A 21,679-nucleotide genomic window follows, 5' to 3' on the forward strand; every position below is an offset into this window, starting at 1 on the left:
GGTGAGGGGTTTTGTCTTTATGGCGTCGTCAACGCCAAAGCTGACCCACAGCTTAAGCCAGCCATCTTTGCGTTCAACTTGCGTATGGCAATCCAGCGCGCTTGCCCTTATGGTTTGCCCTCAGGTTTCATTCGTTCCAGTCAAGGAAGCACGCATGCCCGTAACAACCTCGCTGAGCGCCGGTTTCATGGTGGTTCATGGCAACCGCCTGGATGAACTGCGCAGCCTTGTTGTTTCCTGGATGCGTCGTTATCCCCTGGCGCCGCTGGAGAACGAGATCGCCTTGGTGCAGAGCAACGGTATCGCCCAATGGCTCAAGCTGGCTCTGGCCGAGGATGCACAAGACGAAGACACTGGCGGATGCGGCATCGCTGCTGCGATTGATGTCCAATTGCCCGGTAGCTTCATGTGGAAGTTGTATCGAACGGTTCTCGGTCGAGACGAAATCCCTGAAACCTCGTTGCTCGATAAAGGCCCGCTGACCTGGCGACTGATGCGCTTGTTGCCCGAGCTCATCAACCAGCCTCACTTCGAACCGCTGCAGCGTTTCCTGACGGACGACACTGATTTGCGCAAGCGCTATCAATTGTCAGAACGCCTATCGGACCTGTTCGACCAATATCAGGTTTATCGCGCCGACTGGCTGGAAGACTGGGCCGCCGGGCGTCATCAGTTGCGCAATGGCAGAGGCGAGGCCAAGCCTCTCACGCCGTCCAACTGCTGGCAGGCAGAGTTGTGGCGAGCACTGCTGCATGACGTGGGTGCTGAAGGCATGGCGCAAAGCCGTGCCGGTGTGCATCAACGTTTCATCGAGCGCATCCGCAATCTGGCGGAAGTCCCATCCGGACTGCCGGCACGGGTCATTGTGTTTGGCATCTCCTCGCTGCCGGCACAGGCACTGGAGGCGCTCGCCGGGCTGGCGCGATTCAGCCAGGTGTTGCTCTGCGTGCATAACCCCTGTCGTCACCACTGGGCCGATATCGTTGCCGACAAGGACCTGCTGCGCCATCAATACAAGCGTCAGGCCCGCAAGAACGGCATGTCGATGGCGCTGGATCCCGAAACGTTGCATCAGCATGCCCATCCCCTGCTCGCCGCGTGGGGCAAGCAGGGTCGCGACTACATCAATCTGCTCGACAGCCATGACGATCCGGGAAGCTATCGCGGTTCCTTCAAAGACGAACGCATCGACCTGTTCAGTGAGAGTGAACCCACCACACTTCTCAATCAATTGCAGGATGACATTCTTGAGCTGCGTCCTCTGGATGAAACCCGCGAGCTGTGGCCGGCGGTAGACGCTCTCAAGGATCGCTCCATTCGCTTTCACGCCGCCCACAGTGCGCAGCGTGAAGTGGAAGTGCTGCACGACCAGCTCTTGGCGCGTTTCAGCCGTGACCCCGATCTGCGTCCGCGTGATGTGATCGTCATGGTCCCGGACATCGACAGCTATGCGCCGCACATTCGCGCTGTGTTTGGACAGATCGAACGAGACGACCGTCGTTTCATCCCCTTTACACTGGCCGACCAGGGACAGCGCGGTCGCGAGCCGTTGCTGATTGCCGTCGAGCACCTGCTGAAACTGCCGGACAGCCGCTTCCCGGTCAGTGAAATCCTCGACCTGCTCGACGTGCCTGCCTTGCGAGCACGCTTCCGGATTCAGGAGCGTGACCTGCCCACGCTGCATCGCTGGATCGAAGGCGCAGGCATCCGCTGGGGGTTGAATGCACAGCAGCGCGCCGGACTCGGCTTGCCGGAAGCGTTGGAGCAAAACAGCTGGCATTTTGGTCTGCGTCGAATGTTGCTTGGCTACGCGGTTGGTGCCGGTGCTGCCTACGAAGGCATAGAGCCCTACGATGAGATCGGCGGGCTGGACGCTGCGCTGATCGGTCCGCTGGTGGCCTTGATTGATGCCCTTGAAGCGGCGCATGGCGAACTGTCACAGCCCGCGACGCCCGAACAATGGGGGGCTCGCCTGCAAGCCGTCCTGCAATTGTTCTTTCTGGCGGACAGCGAGCATGATGACTACCTGCTCGCGCAGCTCGAAACCCTGCGTGAAACCTGGCTGGAGACCTGCACGACGGTCGGGCTGGTCGATGAGCTGCCGCTGACGGTGGTCCGCGAAGCGTGGCTGGCCGGGCTCGATCAAGGGCGTCTGTCCCAGCGCTTTCTGGCAGGTTCGGTCAATTTCTGCACCTTGATGCCAATGCGCGCCATTCCATTCAAAGTGGTGTGCCTGTTGGGCATGAACGACGGTGACTACCCGCGTGCCCAGCCACCGCTGGACTTCGACCTGATGGGCAGCGATTACCGCCCCGGCGATCGATCGCGCCGCGAAGATGACCGCTACCTGTTGCTCGAAGCGCTGCTCTCGGCCAGAGATCAGCTGTACATCAGCTGGGTCGGGCGCAGCATTCGTGACAACAGTGACCGCCCTGCATCGGTGCTGATCGGTCAGTTGCGTGATCATCTGGCCAGCGGCTGGAAGCTGGCCGGTGAGCCGGATGCCAGCAGCAAGCAGGACGAAGGAGAGCGGCTGTTGAATGCGTTGACCCTGCACCATCCACTGCAGCCGTTCAGCGCTGACTATTTTCACGCGGGCACCGGCTACTTCAGCTTCGCCCGGGAATGGCGCTTGCTGCATGAGACCGACGCCGTGCCGAGGGTGCAGAAGGAACTGCCTGCTCATCAACAGGAGGAGCCGCTGTCCATTGCGCAATTGCAGGATTTCTTGCGCAATCCGGTGAAGCACTTTTTCAGTCAGCGCTTGAAGATCTACTTCGAAGTGGCCGAAGCGCCTTTGGCCGACGAAGAGCCTTTCGTGCTCGACGCGCTGGAGCGTTACGGCCTTAGCGGCAGCCTGCTCAATGCCGCCATGGCTCAGCCGGATGATATCGACAACGCTCTGCACGCCCAGGCGCTCAAATTGCAGGCCAGCGGTTTGCTGCCATTGGCGGGTTTCGGCACTTGCCTGCAGCAGGAACTGATCGACCCACTGCCCGATGTGCTCAAGCGCTACCATGAACTGTTGACGCTCTGGCCTGAGCCGCTGAGCAGCGCCTTGCCGATCAGCTTCAGCCACGGTGGCGTGAGCATCGATGGCTGGCTGGGCGGGCTGCATCGTAACGACCGAGGCGAACTGCTGCTCGTGACCGCCATTCCTAACAGCATCGGTTCGAAAAAGACCCGCAAATGGCATCGGTTGATTCGTCCGTGGGTCAACCATCTGGTGGCCTGCGCCTGTGGCCTGCCACTGAGTACCGCGCTCGTTGCCAGCGATGAAACCTTGATGTTGCCCGCGCTTGAAAAAGACGCCGCGATCACGACCCTCAATCATCTGCTGATGGCCTGGCTGCACGGGATGCAACAGCCGTTGCCGGTGGCCGTTAAAACCGCCTTTGCCTGGCTGGGACAACCTTTGGATAAAGCTGAAGCGGCGGCGCGCAAAGCCTACGAAGGCGACGGCCAGACCACCGACGGCGAACGTCGGGAAAGTACGGCGTTGGCTCGCCAGTACCCGGATTTCGATGCGTTGATGGACAGCGAAGAGTTCGTCGGTTGGTGCGAGACACTCTACAAACCGATCTACGACGCCTCATGGCAATCACTCTCCAGCACGGAGGCAGGCGTATGAACGACATGACGCTTCCTCTGGCGCTACGTTTTCCACTGCGCGGCAGTCAACTGATCGAGGCCAGCGCCGGCACCGGCAAGACCTTCACGATCTCGGCTCTTTACCTGCGCCTGGTGCTGGGGCATGGCGATGAAGCTTCTGGTTTCGGCCGCGAGTTGCTACCACCGCAGATACTGGTCGTGACCTTCACCGACGCAGCAACCAAGGAACTGCGCGACCGCATTCGTACCCGCCTGGCCGAAGCGGCGCGATTCTTTCGTGCTGAAATCGAAGCACCGGATGACTTGATTGCCAAGCTGCGCGATCAATTCAGCGCCGAGCTCTGGCCTGCCTGCGCCAGTCGTCTGGACATCGCCGCACAATGGATGGACGAGGCCGCCGTCTCCACGATTCACAGTTGGTGCCAGCGCATGTTGCGCGAGCATGCTTTCGACAGCGGCAGTCTGTTCACCCAGACGCTGGAAACCGACCATAGTGATTTGCTCGGCGAAGTGCTGCGCGACTACTGGCGTCGGTTCTGCTATCCCATGAGCGGCGATGCGCTGACGTGGGTGCGCGAGAACTGGAGTGGGCCGGCCGCGCTGTTACCCCGAGTACGCGGTCTGTTCGGACGTGAACGCAACATTGGGACTCAGGAGCCGGCCGAGCTGATCGCCGCTTCCTTGATGGAACGTCGCAAGGCGCTGGCCGCGTTGAAGGCACCCTGGACCGCCTGGACTGGCGAGCTGTTGGCTATCTGCCTGGACGGGGTGGCTCGCAAGGTGGTCGATGGACGCAAGATGCAGGAACGTTATTTCAGGCCCTGGTTCGACAAACTCGCTGCCTGGGCCGCCGATGAAACCCTTGAAGCGCTTGACCTGGGCACCGGCTTCACCCGACTGACGCCGGACGGCATTGCAGAAGCCTGGAAGAGCGACGCGCCTGCGCACCCGGCGTTCGACGCAATGCTGGAGCTCAAGGCGGCGCTCGACGGATTGCCGAAACCCGACGCCGCAGTCTTGCAGCACGCTGCGCAATGGGTAAGTGCGCGCTTCGAAGAAGAGAAGCGACGGCGTGCGGAAATGGGTTTCGACGACATGCTGTTGCGGCTCGACAACGCGTTGCGCGGAGCCGGTGGCGAGCGTCTGGCGACGCTGATTCGCGAGCAGTTTCCCGTTGCGCTGATCGACGAATTCCAGGACACCGACCCGGTGCAGTATCGGATTTTCGAGAGCATCTATCGCCTCGAAGACAACGACGAACAGACCGGTTTGTTCCTGATCGGCGACCCGAAGCAGGCGATCTATGCGTTTCGCGGTGCCGACATTTACACCTACCTTCGCGCCCGTCAGGCCACTTCGGGCCGCTGGCATTCGCTGGACACTAACTACCGTTCCAGCCACGCGATGGTGGCGTCGGTCAACCATGTGTTCGAACGGGCAGAGCTGCGTCCGCAAGGGCGCGGCGCGTTTCTGTTCAGGGATGCACACGGCAACAACCCGGTGCCGTTTGCCAATGCGTTGGCTCAAGGGCGCAAGGAGGTACTGCAAGTTGATGGCGCTCCGCTTGCTGCGCTGACGGTCTGGCATCTGGAAAGTGAACAGCCAGTGTCCGGCGTCGCTTATCGCCAGCAGCTGGCGGCCAGTTGCGCGAGTGAAATCGTGCGCCTGCTCAATGCTGGCCAACAGGGACGGGCAGGGTTCGCGGCAGCCGACAAGGCATTGCGCGGATTGCGCCCGGCCGATATCGCGATCCTGGTGCGCGATGGCAAGGAAGCGCAGGCTGTGCGCAACGAGCTGTCCGCGCGCGGTGTGCGCAGCGTCTACCTGTCGGACAAGGACTCAGTGTTTGCCGCGCAGGAAGCCCATGACCTGCTGTCGTGGCTCAAAGCATGTGCCGAGCCGGATTCCGAGCGCACCCTGCGTGCCGCTCTGGCCTGCATCACGCTGGACTTGCCGCTGGCCGAGCTGGAACGTCTGAACCAGGACGAACTGGCGTGGGAACGGCGCGTCATGCAATTCCGCAGTTATCGCAGCTTATGGCGTACTCAGGGCGTGCTGCCGATGCTGCGTCGCCTGCTGCATGACTTCGCTTTGCCACAGACGCTCATGACCCGTACCGACGGCGAGCGCGTGCTCACCAACCTGCTGCACTTGTCCGAATTGCTCCAGCAGGCCGCTGCCGAGCTGGACGGTGAACAGGCGTTGATTCGTCACCTCGGCGATCATCTGGCACTGTCCGGTCAGGCAGGCGAAGAGCAGATCCTGCGTCTGGAAAGTGACGAGCAACTGGTCAAGGTCGTAACCATTCACAAGTCCAAGGGCTTGCAGTATCCGTTGGTGTTCCTGCCGTTCATTTGCTCATCCAAACCGGTGGATGGCACGCGCCTGCCGTTGCAGTTTCACGATGCCGACGGCAACGCACAGATCAGCCTGCAACCCACCGAAGCGCTGATCCAGCAGTCGGATGACGAGCGTCTGGCCGAAGACCTGCGCCTGCTTTATGTCGCCTTGACCCGTTCGGAACATGCCTGCTGGCTGGGCGTTGCCGATCTGAAACGCGGTAACGCCAACAGCTCGATGCTGCACCGTTCTGCACTCGGTTATCTGCTGGGCGGCGGCGCGGTGCTTGCCGAGTCGGCCGACCTGAAAGTCTGGCTGCGTGATCTGCATGCCGACTGCGGGGCCATTGCGCTGCAGCCTATTCCCGAACCGACCGCCGAGCGTTTCAGCGCGCCCCGCAACGACGCGTCTCTGCTCAAGCCGCTGGTGCCCAAGCGGCGTGCTGCGGAAAACTGGTGGATCGCTTCGTACAGTGCGCTGCGTATTGGCGACACGATCACGGCCGGTGCCGATCAGTCTCCAGACAGCCCGCAGGCGCAGAAGCTGTTCGACGACGAACGTCTGGACCCCGAAGCGCCTCGCGACGTAGCCACCAGCGGTGGCGATATTCATCGATTCCCACGCGGACCGAATCCCGGCACCTTCCTGCACGGCTTGCTGGAATGGGCAGGCAATGAAGGCTTCGCGCTGACCGCGCATAACCCTGAACGCCTGACCGATGCCGTCGCCCGACGCTGTAACCGCCGAGGCTGGGAAGGCTGGATCACTACGTTGACCGACTGGCTACACCGGGTATTGAACATGCCCTTGCGCCTCTCGCCCGATGCGTCGCCGGTTGCGCTGGGCGAGCTGGATCAACCCAATCAATACCGTGTCGAGATGGAGTTCTGGTTCGCCAGCACCCAGGTCGACGTGGCCCGAATGGATGCCCTCGTGCGCCACTTCACTCATGACAATGCGCCACGGGCCGCGACTGAAACCGTGTCGCTGAACGGCATGTTCAAAGGCTTCATCGACCTGACCTTCGAGCATGAAGGGCGCTATTACGTGGCTGACTACAAATCCAACTGGTTAGGGCCGGATGATGCGGCCTACACCGAAGCTGCCATGCAGGCGTCGATTCTCGACAACCGTTACGATCTGCAATACGTGCTGTACCTGCTGGCCTTGCATCGCCAGCTCAAGGCGCGTCTGGCCGATTACGACTACGACCAGCACATGGGCGGCGCGCTGTACCTGTTCCTGCGCGGTGGTCATTCGTCCAGCCAGGGCGCCTGGTTCACCCGGCCGCCGCGTGAGCTGATCGAATGTCTGGACCTGCTGTTTCAGGGCAAACCGTTACCTCAGGATCTGCCGGGAGCGTTCGCATGAGCCGCTCGTTCAATGAGTTGCTGCCCACCGCACTGAACGACGTCAGCCTTGCCGACTTGAGCCCGCTGACCCGCGTTCAGGATTTGCTGATCCTGCTCGAGCGCTGGGTCGAGCGTGGCTGGCTGCGTGCGCTGGACCGTGCCTTCGTGGCCTTCCTCAGCGATCTCGATCCACACGCCGATCCATTGGTGCTGATTGCCGCAGCGTTGACCAGCCATCAGTTGGGACATGGCCATGTCTGCCTCGATCTCTACGAAACACTGAAAGAACCCGACTTCGCCCTGTCATTGCCGCCCGAAGGCGATCTGCAAAGCGCTCCAATGCTGTTGCCATCGCAGTTGCTGGCAACGCTGGACGGCCCGGCGTGGTGTGATGCGCTGGCGGGCAGCCTTCTGGTGGCTCGCGCGGACGACTTGAGCGTCGAGGCCCTGCAAAAGCCGCTGGTGCTCTCGGATCGGCGCTTGTACCTGCGTCGCTACTGGACGTACGAGCGACGCATTGCCGCTGCCTTGCGTCAGCGTCTGGCACAGGACGAAGCTGCGCCGCAGGATCTTGCGCAGCGTCTGGACGCGTTGTTCGGCAGTGCCAATACTGCGCCGGACGCGCTCGTCGATTGGCAGAAACTGGCCTGCGCGCTGGCCACTCGCCGAGCGTTCAGCATCATTACCGGCGGCCCCGGCACCGGCAAAACCACCACCGTCGTGCGTCTGCTCGCGTTGTTGCAGGCGCCTGCCGTGCAAAGCGGTCAGCCGCTGCGCATTCGTCTGGCGGCACCCACCGGCAAGGCGGCGGCGCGACTCACCGAATCCATCAGCCAGCAGGTGCAGAGCCTGGATGTCAGTGACAACGTGCGACAACGAATCCCCAGCGAGGTCACCACGGTGCACCGCCTGCTGGGCAGTCGTCCCGGGACACGGCATTTCCGGCATCACGCAAGCAATCCGCTGCCGTTGGACGTGCTGGTCGTTGACGAAGCCTCGATGATCGACCTGGAAATGATGGCCAATCTGCTCGACGCCTTGCCAACCCATGCGCGCATGGTGCTCTTGGGTGACAAGGATCAGTTGGCATCGGTGGAGGCCGGTGCGGTGCTGGGTGACCTGTGCCGTGATGCCGAAGACGGCTTCTACAGCCCCGACACACAGGCCTGGCTGGAAGCGGTCAGTGGCGAACGGTTGAGCCAGAGCGGATTGCGTCAGGGCGATGCCCGGCAGCATCCGCTCGCACAGCAAGTGGTGATGCTGCGTCACTCGCGGCGATTCGGGCAGGGCAGCGGCATCGGACAGCTGGCTCGACTGGTCAATCAGCAACAGGATCAGCAGGCAAGGGCGCTGCTGGCCGCAGGCAGCCACAGCGACTTGTTCGCCTTGGCGCTCAAGGGTGAGCAGGACCTCAAGTTCGAGCGGTTGGTACTTGACGGGCTGGGCAAGGGTGAGCAGGGTCCGCAAGGCTATCGGCATTACCTGAGTGTGCTGGCGAATGAGCGCCCGGCTCAGGTTCGACGCTGGAGGACGACTGCTGGACCTTGTGGGCGCGCTCGGTGCTGCAGGCCTTCGACGCATTCCAGTTGCTGTGCGCGGTGCGTAAAGGACCTTGGGGCGTCGAAGGCTTGAACCAGTGCATCACCCACGCGCTGTTCAACGCCGGCCTGATTGAAAGCGAGCAGCAGTGGTACGAAGGCCGTCCGGTTCTCATGACCCACAACGATTACGGCCTGGGCCTGATGAACGGCGACATTGGCATCACCCTGCGCCTGCCCGAGCGTGAAGGCGAAGACAAATACGTCTTGCGTGTCGCGTTCCCACGCAACGACGGCAGCGGCGGCGTGCGCTTCGTTTTGCCCAGCCGACTCAATGAAGTCGAAACCGTGTACGCCATGACCGTCCACAAATCCCAAGGCTCGGAATTTGCCCACACCGCATTGATCCTGCCCGAAGCGCTGAATCCGGTATTGACCAAGGAACTGATCTACACCGGCATCACCCGCGCCAAGCACTGGTTCAGTTTGATCGAGCCACGACAGGGCGTGTTCGAAGAAGCGCTCAGGCGCAAGGTGAAGCGGTTGAGTGGGTTGATGTTGGGGCTGTGACGGACGTTCGAGCGGACGTCCGCCCTTTCTGCGCGAACCATTGGCTACATGCCGCTGAGTGTGGATAGACACTCGGTGAAAATGTGCGCATTTCTGGGCCGTTTTTCGTTCTCACGCATTTAAACCATGCGTTCTGTTTCAGACCGTCTGATCTGTATCGCGCGGTGCAAACAGCTAACGTTCTGTATGCATTATCAATTCTTCCGGTGGCATGCTTTCTGCTCTCGCCTCGTTGACCTTCACCCTTGGCGGTGAACCTTTCCCGCAACGTGTCAGCGAGAGGAATCAGCCACATGACTCTGCACTATGTGCCCATCGTTAACCTGGCCCCATATTTTTCAGGAGAACCGGACGGCAAGGCAGCCGTAGCGCAGTCGGTCAATCAGGCATGCAAGGACATTGGATTTCTGGTGATTACCGAACACCAGATTCCCGGTGAGCTTATCGATCGGGTTTCAAGGTTGACTCGGCAGTTCTTTGATTTGCCACTGGCTGAAAAGCGCAAGGTGGACCGACCCAGCCCGGAGATGGTGCGTGGTTACAGCGCGATAGCCGAAGAGAGCCTGTCGTATTCACTGGAGGAAAGTGCGCCAGGGGATCTCAAGGAGTCCTTTTCCATCGGGCCGAGCCATGTGCCCGATGAAGATTACTACCGCAGCGCCGAGGCCGGGCCGCACTTCGCACCGAACGTCTGGCCCGAGCAAGCGTTGCTGCCAGGATTCAAAGAGGCTTATCAAGCCTGTTTCGAGGCGATGAGCGAGCTGGCTCAATCATTGATGCGCCTGTTTGCCTTGGCGTTGAAGCTGGACGAGCACTTTTTCGATGACAAGATTGACCGGCATATCAGCATGTTCCGCAGTCTCAGTTACCCGGACATCAAAACCGAGGTTGAGGCGGGGCAGTTACGCGCCAGTGCGCACACCGATTACGGCAGCCTGACCATCGTACGTCCTGACAACGCGCTGGGCGGCTTGCAGGTGCGCAATCGGCAGGGCAAGTGGGTCGATGTGCCATATGTCGAGAATGGTTTTGTGGTCAATATCGGCGACCTGATGATGCAGTGGACCAACGATGAATGGATTTCCACTCTGCATCGGGTCGTCAATCCGCCCATGACCAGTGAGCAGGACAATCGGCGGCAGTCACTGGTGTTCTTCCATCAACCCAACTACGACACCTTGATCGAGTGTCTGCCCGGTTGCCTGCCGCTCGGTGCCACGCCTCGGCACGCGCCGGTTACCTCGGGCGATCATCTGTTATCCAAATTCGTCAAACAGACCACCTTCGGCGGCAGCAAGGTGGCCTGACATGAACTCACTGTCTTACGTCAACGTATTCGCTCAGGACATTGTTCGCCTGAGCACGTTTTACTCGAACCTGTTCGGCTTTCGCGAAATCGAAGCCATCAGGTCGCCAATATTCCGCGGGTTGGACACGGGCAAGACCTGCATCGGTTTCAATGCGCCTGATGCGTACGAGCTGCTTGGCCTCGATGCATTCGCAGGCAGCAGCGGGTGCAAGTTCCTGCTGAACATCGACGTTGCGGGACGAACCGAGGTCGACCGGCTGGTGCCGCTGGCGGTAGAGCAGGGCGCGACGCTGATCAAGGCACCGTATCTGACGTATTACAACTGGTATCAGGCGGTGTTGCTGGACCCCGAGCAGAACGTTTTCAGGATCAATTTCATGCTCTGAACGGTCGCTGCTTTGCATTGAAGGGGCGGCCGACTCGGCAATGAGTCATGCGTCGCCCAGCCATGCGCTGATTGAGTTGTGTGGAAAGGATTGAGCCCTTCAGTCCTTGAAACGCGGCGTCGCCGTCTCGCCCAACAACAGCCCCCGATTCATCTCCGTCACCTCCCGGATGTAATCCCACAGCACCGTAATTCGCTTCAGCTTGCGCAGGTCCTCCCGGCAGTACATCCAGAACTGCCGAACGATCTCGACCTCATGTTCCAGTACCGGTACCAGCCTCGGATCCTGTGCGGCCAGAAAGCACGGCAGGATTGCCAGTGCGCGGCCTTGCAGGGCGCCGGTGTATTGGGCGATGACGCTGGTGCTGCGCAGTTGCGCCTGGGCGTTGGGCAGCAGATTGCTGAGGTAAAGCAGTTCTGAGCTGAACGCCAGGTCGTCGACGTAGCTGATGAACAGGTGGTGGGCCAGGTCTTCCTTGCGCTGGATGGGTGGGCGGTTGTCCAGATAGTCCTGCGTGGCGTAAAGGCGCAGGCTGTAGTCGCAGAGTTTGCAGCACACGTAGGAGCCGTGTTCCGGACGTTCCAGGGCGATGACGATGTCGGCTTCGCGTTTGGACAGGCTGATAAAGTGCGGCAGCGGCAGAATGTCGACGGAAATGCTGGGGTAGGCGTCGAGAAAGTGGCTCAGTTGCGGGGTGATGAAGAAGCTGCCGAACCCTTCGGTGCAGCCCATGCGGATATGTCCGGACAATGCGACGCTGGAGCCGGACACCTGCTCGCACGCCAGGTGCAGCGTGCTTTCGATGGATTCCGCATAACCCAGCAGGCGTTGACCTTCGGCCGTCATGATGAAGCCGTTGTTGCGGGACTTCTCGAACAGCAGCGTGCCGAGCGAGGTTTCCAGCGAGTTGATCCGTCGCGAGACGGTGGTGTAATCCACGGCGAGGCGTTTGGCGGCGCTGCTGACTTTTCGGGTGCGTGCCACTTCAAGGAAAAACTTCAGGTCATCCCAGTTCAACAGACCCAGGGATGTGATGTTTTTTTGCATGTTGAGCCTGCTTTTATGTGCGTTCTTGTTAGAAGTTTGCACATCTATACTCCAAAGCACGCCCTCTGACCAATCCAACGACAACGCTGTCAGGGACCATGACGGCCGGCGTACAGCGCGCCTGGCGAACCTGGTTTGCCTGAAGGGAGAACGGTTGAAATGAACGCCTCACTGAACAAGAACAATACGGCCGTGGCCCGCGTGAAACTGCTGATCGACGGTGAATGGGTCGATTCGCAGAGCAGCGAGTGGCAGGACATCGTTAACCCCGCGACACAGGAAGTTCTGGCACAGGTGCCGTTCGCTACGTCGGAAGAAGTGAATGCCGCCGTCGCGGCGGCGCACAAGGCGTTTCGCACTTGGCGGGACACGCCTGTCGGAGCGCGCATGCGCATCATGCTCAAGTTGCAGGCGCTGATTCGTGAACACTCCAGGTGCATCGCAGCGGTGCTCAGTGCCGAGCAGGGCAAGACCCTGGCGGACGCGGAGGGCGATATTTTTCGTGGCCTGGAAGTGGTCGAGCACGCCTGTTCGATTGGCACTCTGCAGATGGGTGAGTTCGCCGAAAACGTTGCCAGTGGCGTCGATACCTACACGCTGCGTCAGCCCATCGGCGTTTGCGCCGGAATCACGCCGTTCAACTTTCCCGCGATGATCCCGTTGTGGATGTTTCCGATGGCCATCGCGTGCGGCAATACCTTCGTGCTCAAACCGTCCGAACAGGATCCGCTGTCCACCATGCTGCTCGTCGAACTGGCAGTCGAGGCGGGCATTCCGGCCGGTGTGCTCAATGTGGTGCATGGCGGCAAGGACGTCGTCGACGCGATCTGCACGCATCAGGACATCAAGGCCATTTCCTTCGTCGGCTCGACGGCGGTCGGCACCCATGTGTATGAGCTGGCAGGTCGGCACGGCAAGCGCGTGCAGGCGATGATGGGCGCGAAAAATCACGCGGTGGTGCTGCCCGATGCCAATCGCGAGCAGACCCTCAATGCGCTGGTGGGCGCAGGTTTCGGGGCCGCCGGTCAGCGCTGCATGGCGACTTCCGTGGTGGTGCTGGTCGGTGCGTCGAAACAGTGGCTGCCGGATTTGAAGGCGCTGGCGCAGAAGCTCAAGGTCAACGCTGGCCATGAGCCGGGCACTGATATCGGCCCGGTGATTTCCCGTCGCGCCCGGCAGCGTATCGTCGATCTGATCGAAAGCGGCGTGCGTGATGGCGCGACGCTGGAACTGGACGGGCGGGACATTTCAGTGCCGGGCTACGAGAGTGGCAACTTCGTCGGCCCTACGCTGTTCTCCGGCGTCACCACCGACATGCAGATCTACACCCAGGAAATCTTCGGCCCGGTGCTGGTGGTGGTCGAGGTGGCTACGCTGGACGAGGCCATTGCGCTGGTCAACGCCAACCCGTTCGGCAACGGCACCGGACTGTTCACCCAAAGCGGTGCGGCAGCGCGCAAGTTCCAGAGTGAAATCGACGTCGGCCAGGTTGGCATCAATATTCCGATTCCGGTGCCGGTGCCGTTTTTCAGCTTCACCGGTTCGCGGGGTTCCAAGCTGGGTGATCTTGGGCCCTACGGCAAACAGGTGGTGCAGTTCTACACTCAGACCAAGACCGTCACCAGCCGCTGGTTCGATGACGACAGCGTGAACGATGGCGTGAACACCACGATCAATCTGCGCTGAGCCTGAAGCTGCTCCGCGAAGGAGAACAACAATGAACATCGCATTCATCGGTCTGGGCAACATGGGCGCCCCCATGGCCCGTAACCTCATCAAGGCCGGCCATCACCTGCAACTGTTCGATCTGAACAAGACGGTGCTGGCCGAGTTTGCCGAACTCGGCGCGCAGATCAGTGATTCCCCCAGGCAGGCGGCCGAAGGCAGTGAGCGGGTGATAACGATGCTGCCCGCAGCGGCGCATGTGCGCAGCGTGTATCTCAATGACGACGGTGTGCTGAAAGGTATCGCGCCCGGCACACCTGCCGTGGATTGCAGCACCATCGATCCGCAGACCATCCGCGACCTCGCTGCCGCCGCCGCGCTTCAAGGTGTGGTTTTGGGCGATGCGCCGGTGTCCGGCGGTACTGGCGGCGCGCAGGCGGGCACTTTGACGTTCATGGTCGGCGGCTCGCCCGAGCACTTCGCGACACTTAAACCGATGCTGGAGCAGATGGGCCGCAACATTGTGCATTGCGGTGAGGTCGGTACCGGTCAGATCGCCAAGATCTGCAACAACATGCTGCTGGCGATCTCGATGATCGGCGTATCGGAGTCCATGGCGCTGGGCAATGCTCTGGGTATCGATACGCAGGTGCTGGCCAGCATCATCAACACGTCGACGGGTCGCTGCTGGAGTTCGGAAGCCTACAACCCCTGGCCCGGCGTGGTCGAAACCGCGCCGGCAGCGCGGGGTTACACCGGTGGGTTCGGTGCCGAGCTGATGCTCAAGGATCTGGGGCTGGCAACCGAAGCGGCGAAGTCGGTGCAGCAGCCAGTGATTCTTGGTGCGGTCGCGCAGCAGTTGTATCAGTCCATGAGCCTGCGGGGCGAGGGTGGCAAGGATTTCTCGGCGATCATCGAAGGTTATCGCAGGAAGAGCTGAGGTCTTTCATCATGCACGCCATGGCTGACGGCTGTCTGTTCACGCAAAACGATGGGCGCGATCAGGGCGGCAACGTCTTTGCTGATTACTTGCTGATCGCAGGCAAGCGCTCTCCGACGGAGTGCTTGCCGAAAGACCGCGATGTGTCAAAGACGACGGGGTAGATTCCACGTCGTCTTGTCACATTTTGTCCAACCTTTCTGAATGCAGATGCATACGATTCTCTTTTACTTGTGAATCGTAAGGAAGCTTCATGCATTCTCCTCTTCGTTTGCGGCCCGTGGTTGTGATGGTCAATGTCGCTCTGGCCTGTCTGGCATCGGGTCAGGTCCATGCGGCCGGGCAGGTCATTGAAACGGCCAATGTGCTGTCGCTTGAGGACGTGGTAGTGACCGCCGCCGGTTTCGAGCAAAACCTGGAGGATGCACCGGCGTCAATGACGGTCATCACGGGTGACGAACTGCGCAAGCGTTCATTCCGCGACCTGACCGATGCCGTGCGCGATGTCGAGGGCGTGACAGTCAACGGCGGCGCCAACGAGACCGATATCTCCATTCGCGGCATGCCAGCCGACTACACGCTGATTCTGGTCGATGGCAAACGCCAGAGCGCGCGTGAATCGCGGGTCAATGGTAACAGTGGTTACGAGCAGAGTTTCATTCCGCCCGCCGAAGCCATCGAGCGCATCGAAGTGGTGCGCGGGCCGATGTCTTCGCTGTACGGCTCGGATGCCATCGGCGGTGTGATCAACATCATCACACGCAAGGTTACGCCGCAGTGGGGCGGTTCGATCACCTACGATTACTCGGCGCGCCAGCACAGTGATCAGGGCAATGCGCGCCAGACGCAGTTCTTTCTCGGTGGCCCGCTCAAGACCGACCTGCTGGGCTTGCAGGTCTGGGGGCGATATCTGGATCGTCAGGCGGATGACGATATCGAGCAGACCAATGGTTTCAGCAAGGCTGACCACCGTGACCTGACCGCCCGGCTGTCGATCACCCCGACGGTGGACCACGATATCCTGCTCGAAGCCGGTGCGACGCGGCTGAAGAACGGTGATGGACTGAGCGCCAACTGGGCCACGCGTGAGCAGGAGAATAACCGCGATCACTGCTCCATCTCTCATCAGGGCCGCTGGGGCTGGGCAACCTCGGATGTCTCGCTGTCGCATGAAAAGTCCAGCCGTGAAGGCAAGGCCAGTGCGACCCAGACCGACGTGCTCGGGCGCAAGCCGACGGTCGAGAATACTGTGCTGGACGCCAAGCTGGTAATGCCGACCGAACGCAACATCACCACCACCGGCCTGCAGTGGAATGACACCACGGTGACCGACTGGAATCAGGGGCTGGGTGATCGCAAGGACTATGAATTCTCGGTGGTGCAGAAAGCGCTGTTCGCCGAAAACGAATGGTCGATGACCGATACGTTCGCGCTGACCACCGGCTTGCGCATGGATCATCACGAAGAATACGGCGTGCATTTCAGCCCGCGCATTTACGGTGTGTGGCGCGCGACTGACGACTGGACCTTCAAGGGCGGCGTCGCCCGTGGCTTCAAGGCGCCTGAAGTGCGCGCCGTGGTGCCGGGCTACTCGTACCTGCGCCGCAACACCTTCGTGATGTTCGGCAACCCGGACCTCAAACCCGAGACCAGCACCAATTACGAGTTGTCGGCGTTATGGTCCAACCGCAATGATTTGTCAGCGGGCGCGACGGTGTTCTACAACGACTTTCAGGACAAACTGTCCACCGTCACCACGACCGAACGCTGGAACGGCTTTATCGTGATGGACCGGGTCAACGTCGACAAGGCGGTGATCAAGGGTGTCGAGCTCAACGGTCGCTGGGACATCACCCCTGACGTGGCGCTCAAGGGCAACTACACCTACACCGATTCGGAGCAGAAGAGCGGCGTCAACGCCGGCGCGCCACTGGCCCTGACGCCAGAGCGCAAGGCCAATCTGCGTGCCGAATGGAACGTCAACGACCGTACCCAGTTGTGGACCGCGACCAACTACTATGGTGAGGAATACGGCAACACCGTCAACGACGAACCGTCGCCTGCGTACACTACGGCGGATTTCGGTGGTTCGTATGAGCTGAGCAAAAACGTGTCGTTCAACGCCGCGCTGTACAACATCACCGACAAGCGTCTGGATGATGAAACCTATGGCACGGTGAATTACGGTCGGACGTTGTGGGCGAGCACCACTGTGCGGTTCTGATTGCGGAAGTTGTGTTGTTTCTCGAGCGGACGTGGAACGTGGGAACCCTCATCTAATCCCGGGCAGGCGCACCACGGCGCACAGCCCGGCTGGCGGGCGGTTTTCCAGGGTAAGTTCGCCGCCGTGGGCCTGAATGCAGGAGCGGGCGATAGCCAGTCCCAGCCCCAGGCCGCCGCCCTTTGCGGTGTCCGCGCTGCTCTGGCTCAACTGTACGAACGGTTCGAACACCTGCGTCAGCCACGCCTGCTCGATGCCCGGTCCATGATCCAGAACTTCCAGACGGATATGCCCGTCAGCTTCGACCCGCACGCTGACGTTGGCGTCACCGGCATGGCGCAGCGCGTTATCGATGAGATTGGTCAGCGCACGCTTGAGTGCCAGCGGTCGGCAATGCACGCGGATTTCGCCTTGAGTGTCCAAGCCGATCGACTGGCCCAGGGTGTTGTAGCGTCTGGCCAGATCGTCCAGCAGGGTCGTCAGCGAGAGGTCGACCATGGTTTCCTGCACGGAATCGTCGCGCACGAAATTCAGCGTCTCGCGCACCATCGCCCTTAGCTCGTCGAGACTTTCGAGCATGTCATCGCGTTCGGGGCCGTCTTCCAGCAGTTCCAACTGCAAGCGCAATTCGGTGATCGGGGTGTTCAAGTCATGGCTGATGGCGGCGAGCATGCGTGTGCGCCCTTCGACGTGTCGGGCGATACGTTCCTGCATCACGTTGAAGGATGTCGTCAGGTCGCGAGCTTCCTGTGGTCCGGACAGCGGCAGCGGCGGTATCCATTCGCCGCGGCTCACGCGCTCGGTCGCCTGTGCGAGACGCTTGATCGGCTGCACGATACGGCGCATGAAAAACACCACGATCAACAGCACCGGAATGGTCGTCACCGGCAGGGTGTAGGCCAGCATCCTTCCCCATTCGTAGCCACCGGCCGGGTGCTGGATCGCGTTGAGGTACGAGCCGTTGAGCAGGTCGATGCTGGTGCGCAGCCGCAGCGGCGCCCAACCGGCGGCGACGAACACATGCTCGCGGGCCGGTCCGCCGCTGATACGTTCCAGTTGCATGCCGATGGTGGTGTCGGTGGGCAAGGTCAGGCGTTTCCTGAGGTCGGCGACCAACCGATGTTCCTCGGCGCGCATGTCCAGGGTGTTGGCGACAGGGGCCTGGGACACCCAGATTTCCGAGTCTGGCGTTTGCATCGCGTTCAGCAGGCGCGATGCGTCATCGGCGGAAAGTCCTTGAGCCGCATGGTAGGCAGTGATCAGCCGCTCGACAGCCAGGGTGCGCGACAGCGGGTGAATCAGCGCGCCGGTGCGTTGCAGATAAAGCATGGCGATGGCGTTGGACGCCAGTAGCGCGAGCAATAACAGCACGCCCAGTTGTCGGGTCATGCGTCTGGGCCAAAGGTGGCGAGACAGGGTCATGTGTCGAATACGCTCACATCCGCCGCCAACAGGTAGCCGTCGCCCCAGATGGTACGCAGCAGAGCGGGCTCGTCCGGGTTGTCATCCAGCTTGCGCCGCAGACGGCTGATCTGCCGGTCGATGGCACGATCGTAGACCTCGTTGCCGGACCGTGCTGTAAGGTCGATCAGGCGCTGGCGGTCGAGCATCCTGTTGGGGTGATTGAGCAGCACGGTCAGCAATCGGCTTTCCACGGTACTGAGCCTGACTGTCGAGCCGTCGCGTCGCACCAGCGTGCCGGTGCTGGCGACGAAATTCAGGCCCGCAAACGCGTAGTGCCGGGACAGGGGGGCGGTGTCGTCGGGCGTTACGCCGACCGGTTCGGCGCGCACCGGGCCACGCCTGCGCAACACGCTGTTGATTCGTGCAACCAGCTCGCGGGGCTCGAACGGCTTGGTGATGTAATCGTCGGCGCCGATGTCCAGACCGCGCACCCGATCAGCCGAGGCGTCGCGGGCCGTGAGCAGGATCACCGGAATGTTCTCGCGTCGGTGCAGACGATTGCACAACTCGAAGCCGTCACCGTCCGGCAGCATCACGTCCAGCACCACGACATCGAAGCATTGCTGCCTGAGCAATTGCCACATGCCCGCCGCGTCTTCTGCCGTGCGCACTTCGAACAGATGACGACGCAGGTACACCGCGAGCGGGTCGCGGATCTTGCGATGGTCATCCACCACTAGAATGCGTGGGGCCGGACGAAGTGAAGTTGACGCGCACATCATGATGTTCCTGCGACACGGGCTGGAGGCAGACCTGGGGATGATTCTCATTGGTGGGCGCGATCTTATCCCATTCGTGCATCTGGCGCTGGGCTGCTGTGTATTTGGTCTTTTGCGCTATGTAAACGCGTCAGGACCCGTTACTTTGAATGGGTTCGACCACCGCAAGGATGCCGGTAGACCTTGAGGCGGTAGTGCAACGCGTTGTCTTACAGTGGACAACGATCCGTAAAACGTCCCTGACTCCAGAAGAAGAGACTGCTCATGAAGTTCGAACCCCTCGCCAGGTCGCTGATTGCGACGGCACTGATTGTTGCGTATTCCCCTGCTTTCGCTGCTTCCCAGGCACCGGTTGCTGCCGAGAGCGGCATGGTCGTAACGGCCCAGCACCTGGCGACCCATGTCGGTGTCGATGTGCTCAAGGACGGTGGCAACGCCGTCGATGCGGCGGTTGCCGTCGGTTACGCGCTGGCAGTGGTGTATCCCGCCGCGGGTAACCTGGGGGGTGGCGGATTCATGACTGTCCAGTTGGCCGATGGCCGCAAGACGTTCATCGACTTTCGCGAAAAGGCACCGCTGGCCGCCACGGCCAATATGTACCTGGACAAGGAGGGCAACGTCATCCCGGACCTGAGCGCCAAAGGCCATCTGGCCGTCGGTGTGCCTGGCACGGTGTCGGGCATGGAGTTGGCGCTGAGCAAATATGGCACTCGCAAGCGTGAAGATGTGATCGCTCCAGCCATCAAGCTGGCTGAAGACGGTTTCGTACTGCGTCAGGGCGATATCGACATGCTGCACAGTGCGACCGACGTGTTCAAGGCGGACATGGCCGACTCCGGCTCGATCTTCCTCGACAAGGGCGAGCCGCTGCAGGTGGGCCAGAAGCTGGTGCAGAAAGACCTGGCCAAGACCCTGCGCGAGGTGTCCGAAAAGGGCAGTGACGGTTTCTACAAAGGCTGGGTCGCCAAGGCGCTGGTGGACTCAAGCCAGGCGGGCAAAGGCATCATCACTCAGGCTGACCTGGACCATTACAAAACTCGTGAACTGGCGCCCGTTGAGTGCGACTACCGTGGTTATCACGTGGTGTCGGCACCACCACCGAGTTCCGGCGGTGTGGTCATCTGCCAGATACTGAACATTCTGCAAGGCTACCCGATGAAAGAGCTGGGCTTCCGTTCGGCGCAGGGCATGCACTATCAGATCGAAGCCATGCGTCACGCCTATGTGGATCGCAACAGCTACCTGGGTGACCCGGACTTCGTCAAAAACCCCATCGAGCACCTGTTGGACCCGGCCTACGCGACCAGGCTTCGTGCGGCCATCGATCCGCACAAGGCCGGCGACTCGAACAAGATCAAGCCGGGCGTTGCGCCGCATGAAGGCAGCAACACCACGCATTATTCGATCGTCGACAAGTGGGGCAACGCGGTCTCAGTGACCTACACCCTGAACAACTGGTTCGGCGCAGGCGTCATGGCCAGCAAGACCGGCGTGATCCTCAACGACGAGATGGACGATTTCACTGTCAAGCCGGGCGTACCCAACATGTACGGTCTGGTGCAGGGCGAAGCCAATGCCATCGCGCCAGGCAAGACCCCGCTGTCATCGATGAGCCCGACCATTGTCACCAAGGACGGCAAGACCGTGATGGTCGTCGGCACGCCAGGCGGCAGCCGCATCATCACCGCAACCCTGCTGACCATGCTCAACGTGATCGACTACGGCATGAACATTCAGGAAGCGGTCGATGCGCCACGTTTCCACCAACAATGGCAGCCTGAAACGACCAACCTGGACACCTTTGCGGTCAGTCCCGACACGCTGAAAATCCTCGAAAGCTGGGGCCACAAGTTTGCAGGTCCGCAGCCAATGAACCATGTGGCGGCGATTCTGGTGGGCGCGCCTTCGCTGGATGGCAAGCCGGTCGGCAACAACCGCTTCTACGGCGCCAACGACCCGCGTCGTAACACCGGGTTGTCGTTGGGGTATTGAGTTCAGCGATCTCCGACACGGCGCTGTGTCACGGTTTTTGCGTATCCGTAGGAGCGGACTCGTCCACGAACAAACCGGTACACCCGTCCGAGGATGCAGCGCCTCACACCCAGCCTTCGTGGACAAGTCCACTCCCACCATAATGGCGGTATCGCAGTTCAGTGGGAGAGAGCTTGCTCGCAATAGGCCGTGTCGTTTTGCGTATCCGTAGGAGCGGACTCGTCCGCGAACAAACCGGTACACCCACCGAAAATGCAGCGCCTCACACCCAGCCTTTGTGGACAAGTCCACTCCCACCAGAATGGCGGTATTGCAGTTCAGTGGGAGCGGACTTGTCCGCGAATAACCCGTACACCCGGCCGAGGATGCAGCGCCTCACACCCAGCCTTCGTGGACAAGTCCACTCCCACGAGGATGGCGGTATTGCAGTTCAGTGGGAGCGGACTTGTCCGCGAAAGCATCCAAAGGCGCGGTCAGTTGCGTACCCAGCGCTGACGGCTCCAGCCGCTGAAGGCATCGACGGC

12 protein-coding genes and 1 pseudogene are annotated in these 21,679 nt (G+C 61.0%); 10 read left to right on the forward strand and 3 right to left on the reverse strand.

The genetic code is table 11. The features are described from left to right. The 6 genes and pseudogenes from BZK31_RS29885 to BZK31_RS22165 all read left to right on the forward strand — a co-directional run. Positions 1-216 (forward strand): hypothetical protein (locus BZK31_RS29885; protein ID WP_208617222.1); only part of this gene is annotated, 216 nt, incomplete at its 5' end. Next, complete coding sequence (recC, locus tag BZK31_RS22145) at positions 155-3,631, forward strand: exodeoxyribonuclease V subunit gamma (RefSeq protein ID WP_083185446.1); 3,477 nt, start codon at positions 155-157, stop codon at positions 3,629-3,631. The genes BZK31_RS29885 and recC, both read left to right, overlap by 62 nt. Continuing rightward, on the forward strand, positions 3,628-7,323 hold the full coding sequence (recB, locus tag BZK31_RS22150) for an exodeoxyribonuclease V subunit beta (RefSeq protein ID WP_083185447.1): 3,696 nt from the start codon (positions 3,628-3,630) through the stop codon (positions 7,321-7,323). Before recC ends, recB begins: the two co-directional genes overlap by 4 nt. Further along, a pseudogene (gene recD, locus BZK31_RS22155) lies at positions 7,320-9,412 on the forward strand (exodeoxyribonuclease V subunit alpha). Before recB ends, recD begins: the two are co-directional and overlap by 4 nt. A gap of 293 nt (positions 9,413-9,705) precedes the next feature. Then, on the forward strand, positions 9,706-10,719 hold the full coding sequence (locus BZK31_RS22160; RefSeq protein WP_083185448.1) for an isopenicillin N synthase family dioxygenase: 1,014 nt from the start codon (positions 9,706-9,708) through the stop codon (positions 10,717-10,719). Position 10,720: 1 nt separating this feature from the next. Continuing rightward, positions 10,721-11,107, forward strand: a complete 387-nt coding sequence (locus BZK31_RS22165; protein WP_083185449.1) for a VOC family protein — start codon at positions 10,721-10,723, stop codon at positions 11,105-11,107. A 99-nt stretch (positions 11,108-11,206) separates the two neighbouring features. Here BZK31_RS22165 and BZK31_RS22170 read toward each other — a convergent pair whose 3' ends face one another. Next, entirely contained in the window at positions 11,207-12,154 is a 948-nt protein-coding gene (locus BZK31_RS22170) for a LysR family transcriptional regulator (protein WP_083185450.1), read from the reverse strand. A 159-nt stretch (positions 12,155-12,313) separates the two neighbouring features. Between BZK31_RS22170 and BZK31_RS22175 the strand changes: the two genes are divergently transcribed. The 3 genes from BZK31_RS22175 to BZK31_RS22185 all read left to right on the forward strand — a co-directional run bounded on the left by BZK31_RS22175 (position 12,314) and on the right by BZK31_RS22185 (position 16,983). Continuing rightward, entirely contained in the window at positions 12,314-13,840 is a 1,527-nt protein-coding gene (locus tag BZK31_RS22175) for a CoA-acylating methylmalonate-semialdehyde dehydrogenase (RefSeq protein ID WP_083185451.1), read from the forward strand. Between the two features lie 31 nt (positions 13,841-13,871). Next, a complete protein-coding gene (gene mmsB / locus BZK31_RS22180; RefSeq protein WP_083185452.1) occupies positions 13,872-14,759 on the forward strand; it encodes a 3-hydroxyisobutyrate dehydrogenase in 888 nt (295 codons plus the stop codon). 253 nt (positions 14,760-15,012) lie between these two features. Beyond that, positions 15,013-16,983: a TonB-dependent receptor domain-containing protein gene (locus tag BZK31_RS22185; protein WP_083185453.1), complete on the forward strand. Its 1,971-nt coding sequence runs from the start codon at positions 15,013-15,015 to the stop codon at positions 16,981-16,983. A 48-nt stretch (positions 16,984-17,031) separates the two neighbouring features. Here BZK31_RS22185 and BZK31_RS22190 read toward each other — a convergent pair whose 3' ends face one another. After that, the gene (locus BZK31_RS22190; RefSeq protein WP_083185454.1) at positions 17,032-18,369 is read right to left on the reverse strand and encodes an ATP-binding protein; all 1,338 of its coding nucleotides are present in this window, start codon (positions 18,367-18,369) and stop codon (positions 17,032-17,034) included. A gap of 29 nt (positions 18,370-18,398) precedes the next feature. Then, complete coding sequence (locus tag BZK31_RS22195; protein WP_083185455.1) at positions 18,399-19,163, reverse strand: response regulator transcription factor; 765 nt, start codon at positions 19,161-19,163, stop codon at positions 18,399-18,401. A 264-nt stretch (positions 19,164-19,427) separates the two neighbouring features. Between BZK31_RS22195 and ggt the strand changes: the two genes are divergently transcribed. Beyond that, a complete protein-coding gene (gene ggt, locus BZK31_RS22200) occupies positions 19,428-21,155 on the forward strand; it encodes a gamma-glutamyltransferase (RefSeq protein ID WP_083185456.1) in 1,728 nt (575 codons plus the stop codon). The last annotated feature ends 524 nt before the right edge of the window (positions 21,156-21,679 follow it).

It is taken from the genome of Pseudomonas floridensis, assembly GCF_002087235.1.
Taxonomy (GTDB): domain Bacteria; phylum Pseudomonadota; class Gammaproteobacteria; order Pseudomonadales; family Pseudomonadaceae; genus Aquipseudomonas; species Aquipseudomonas floridensis.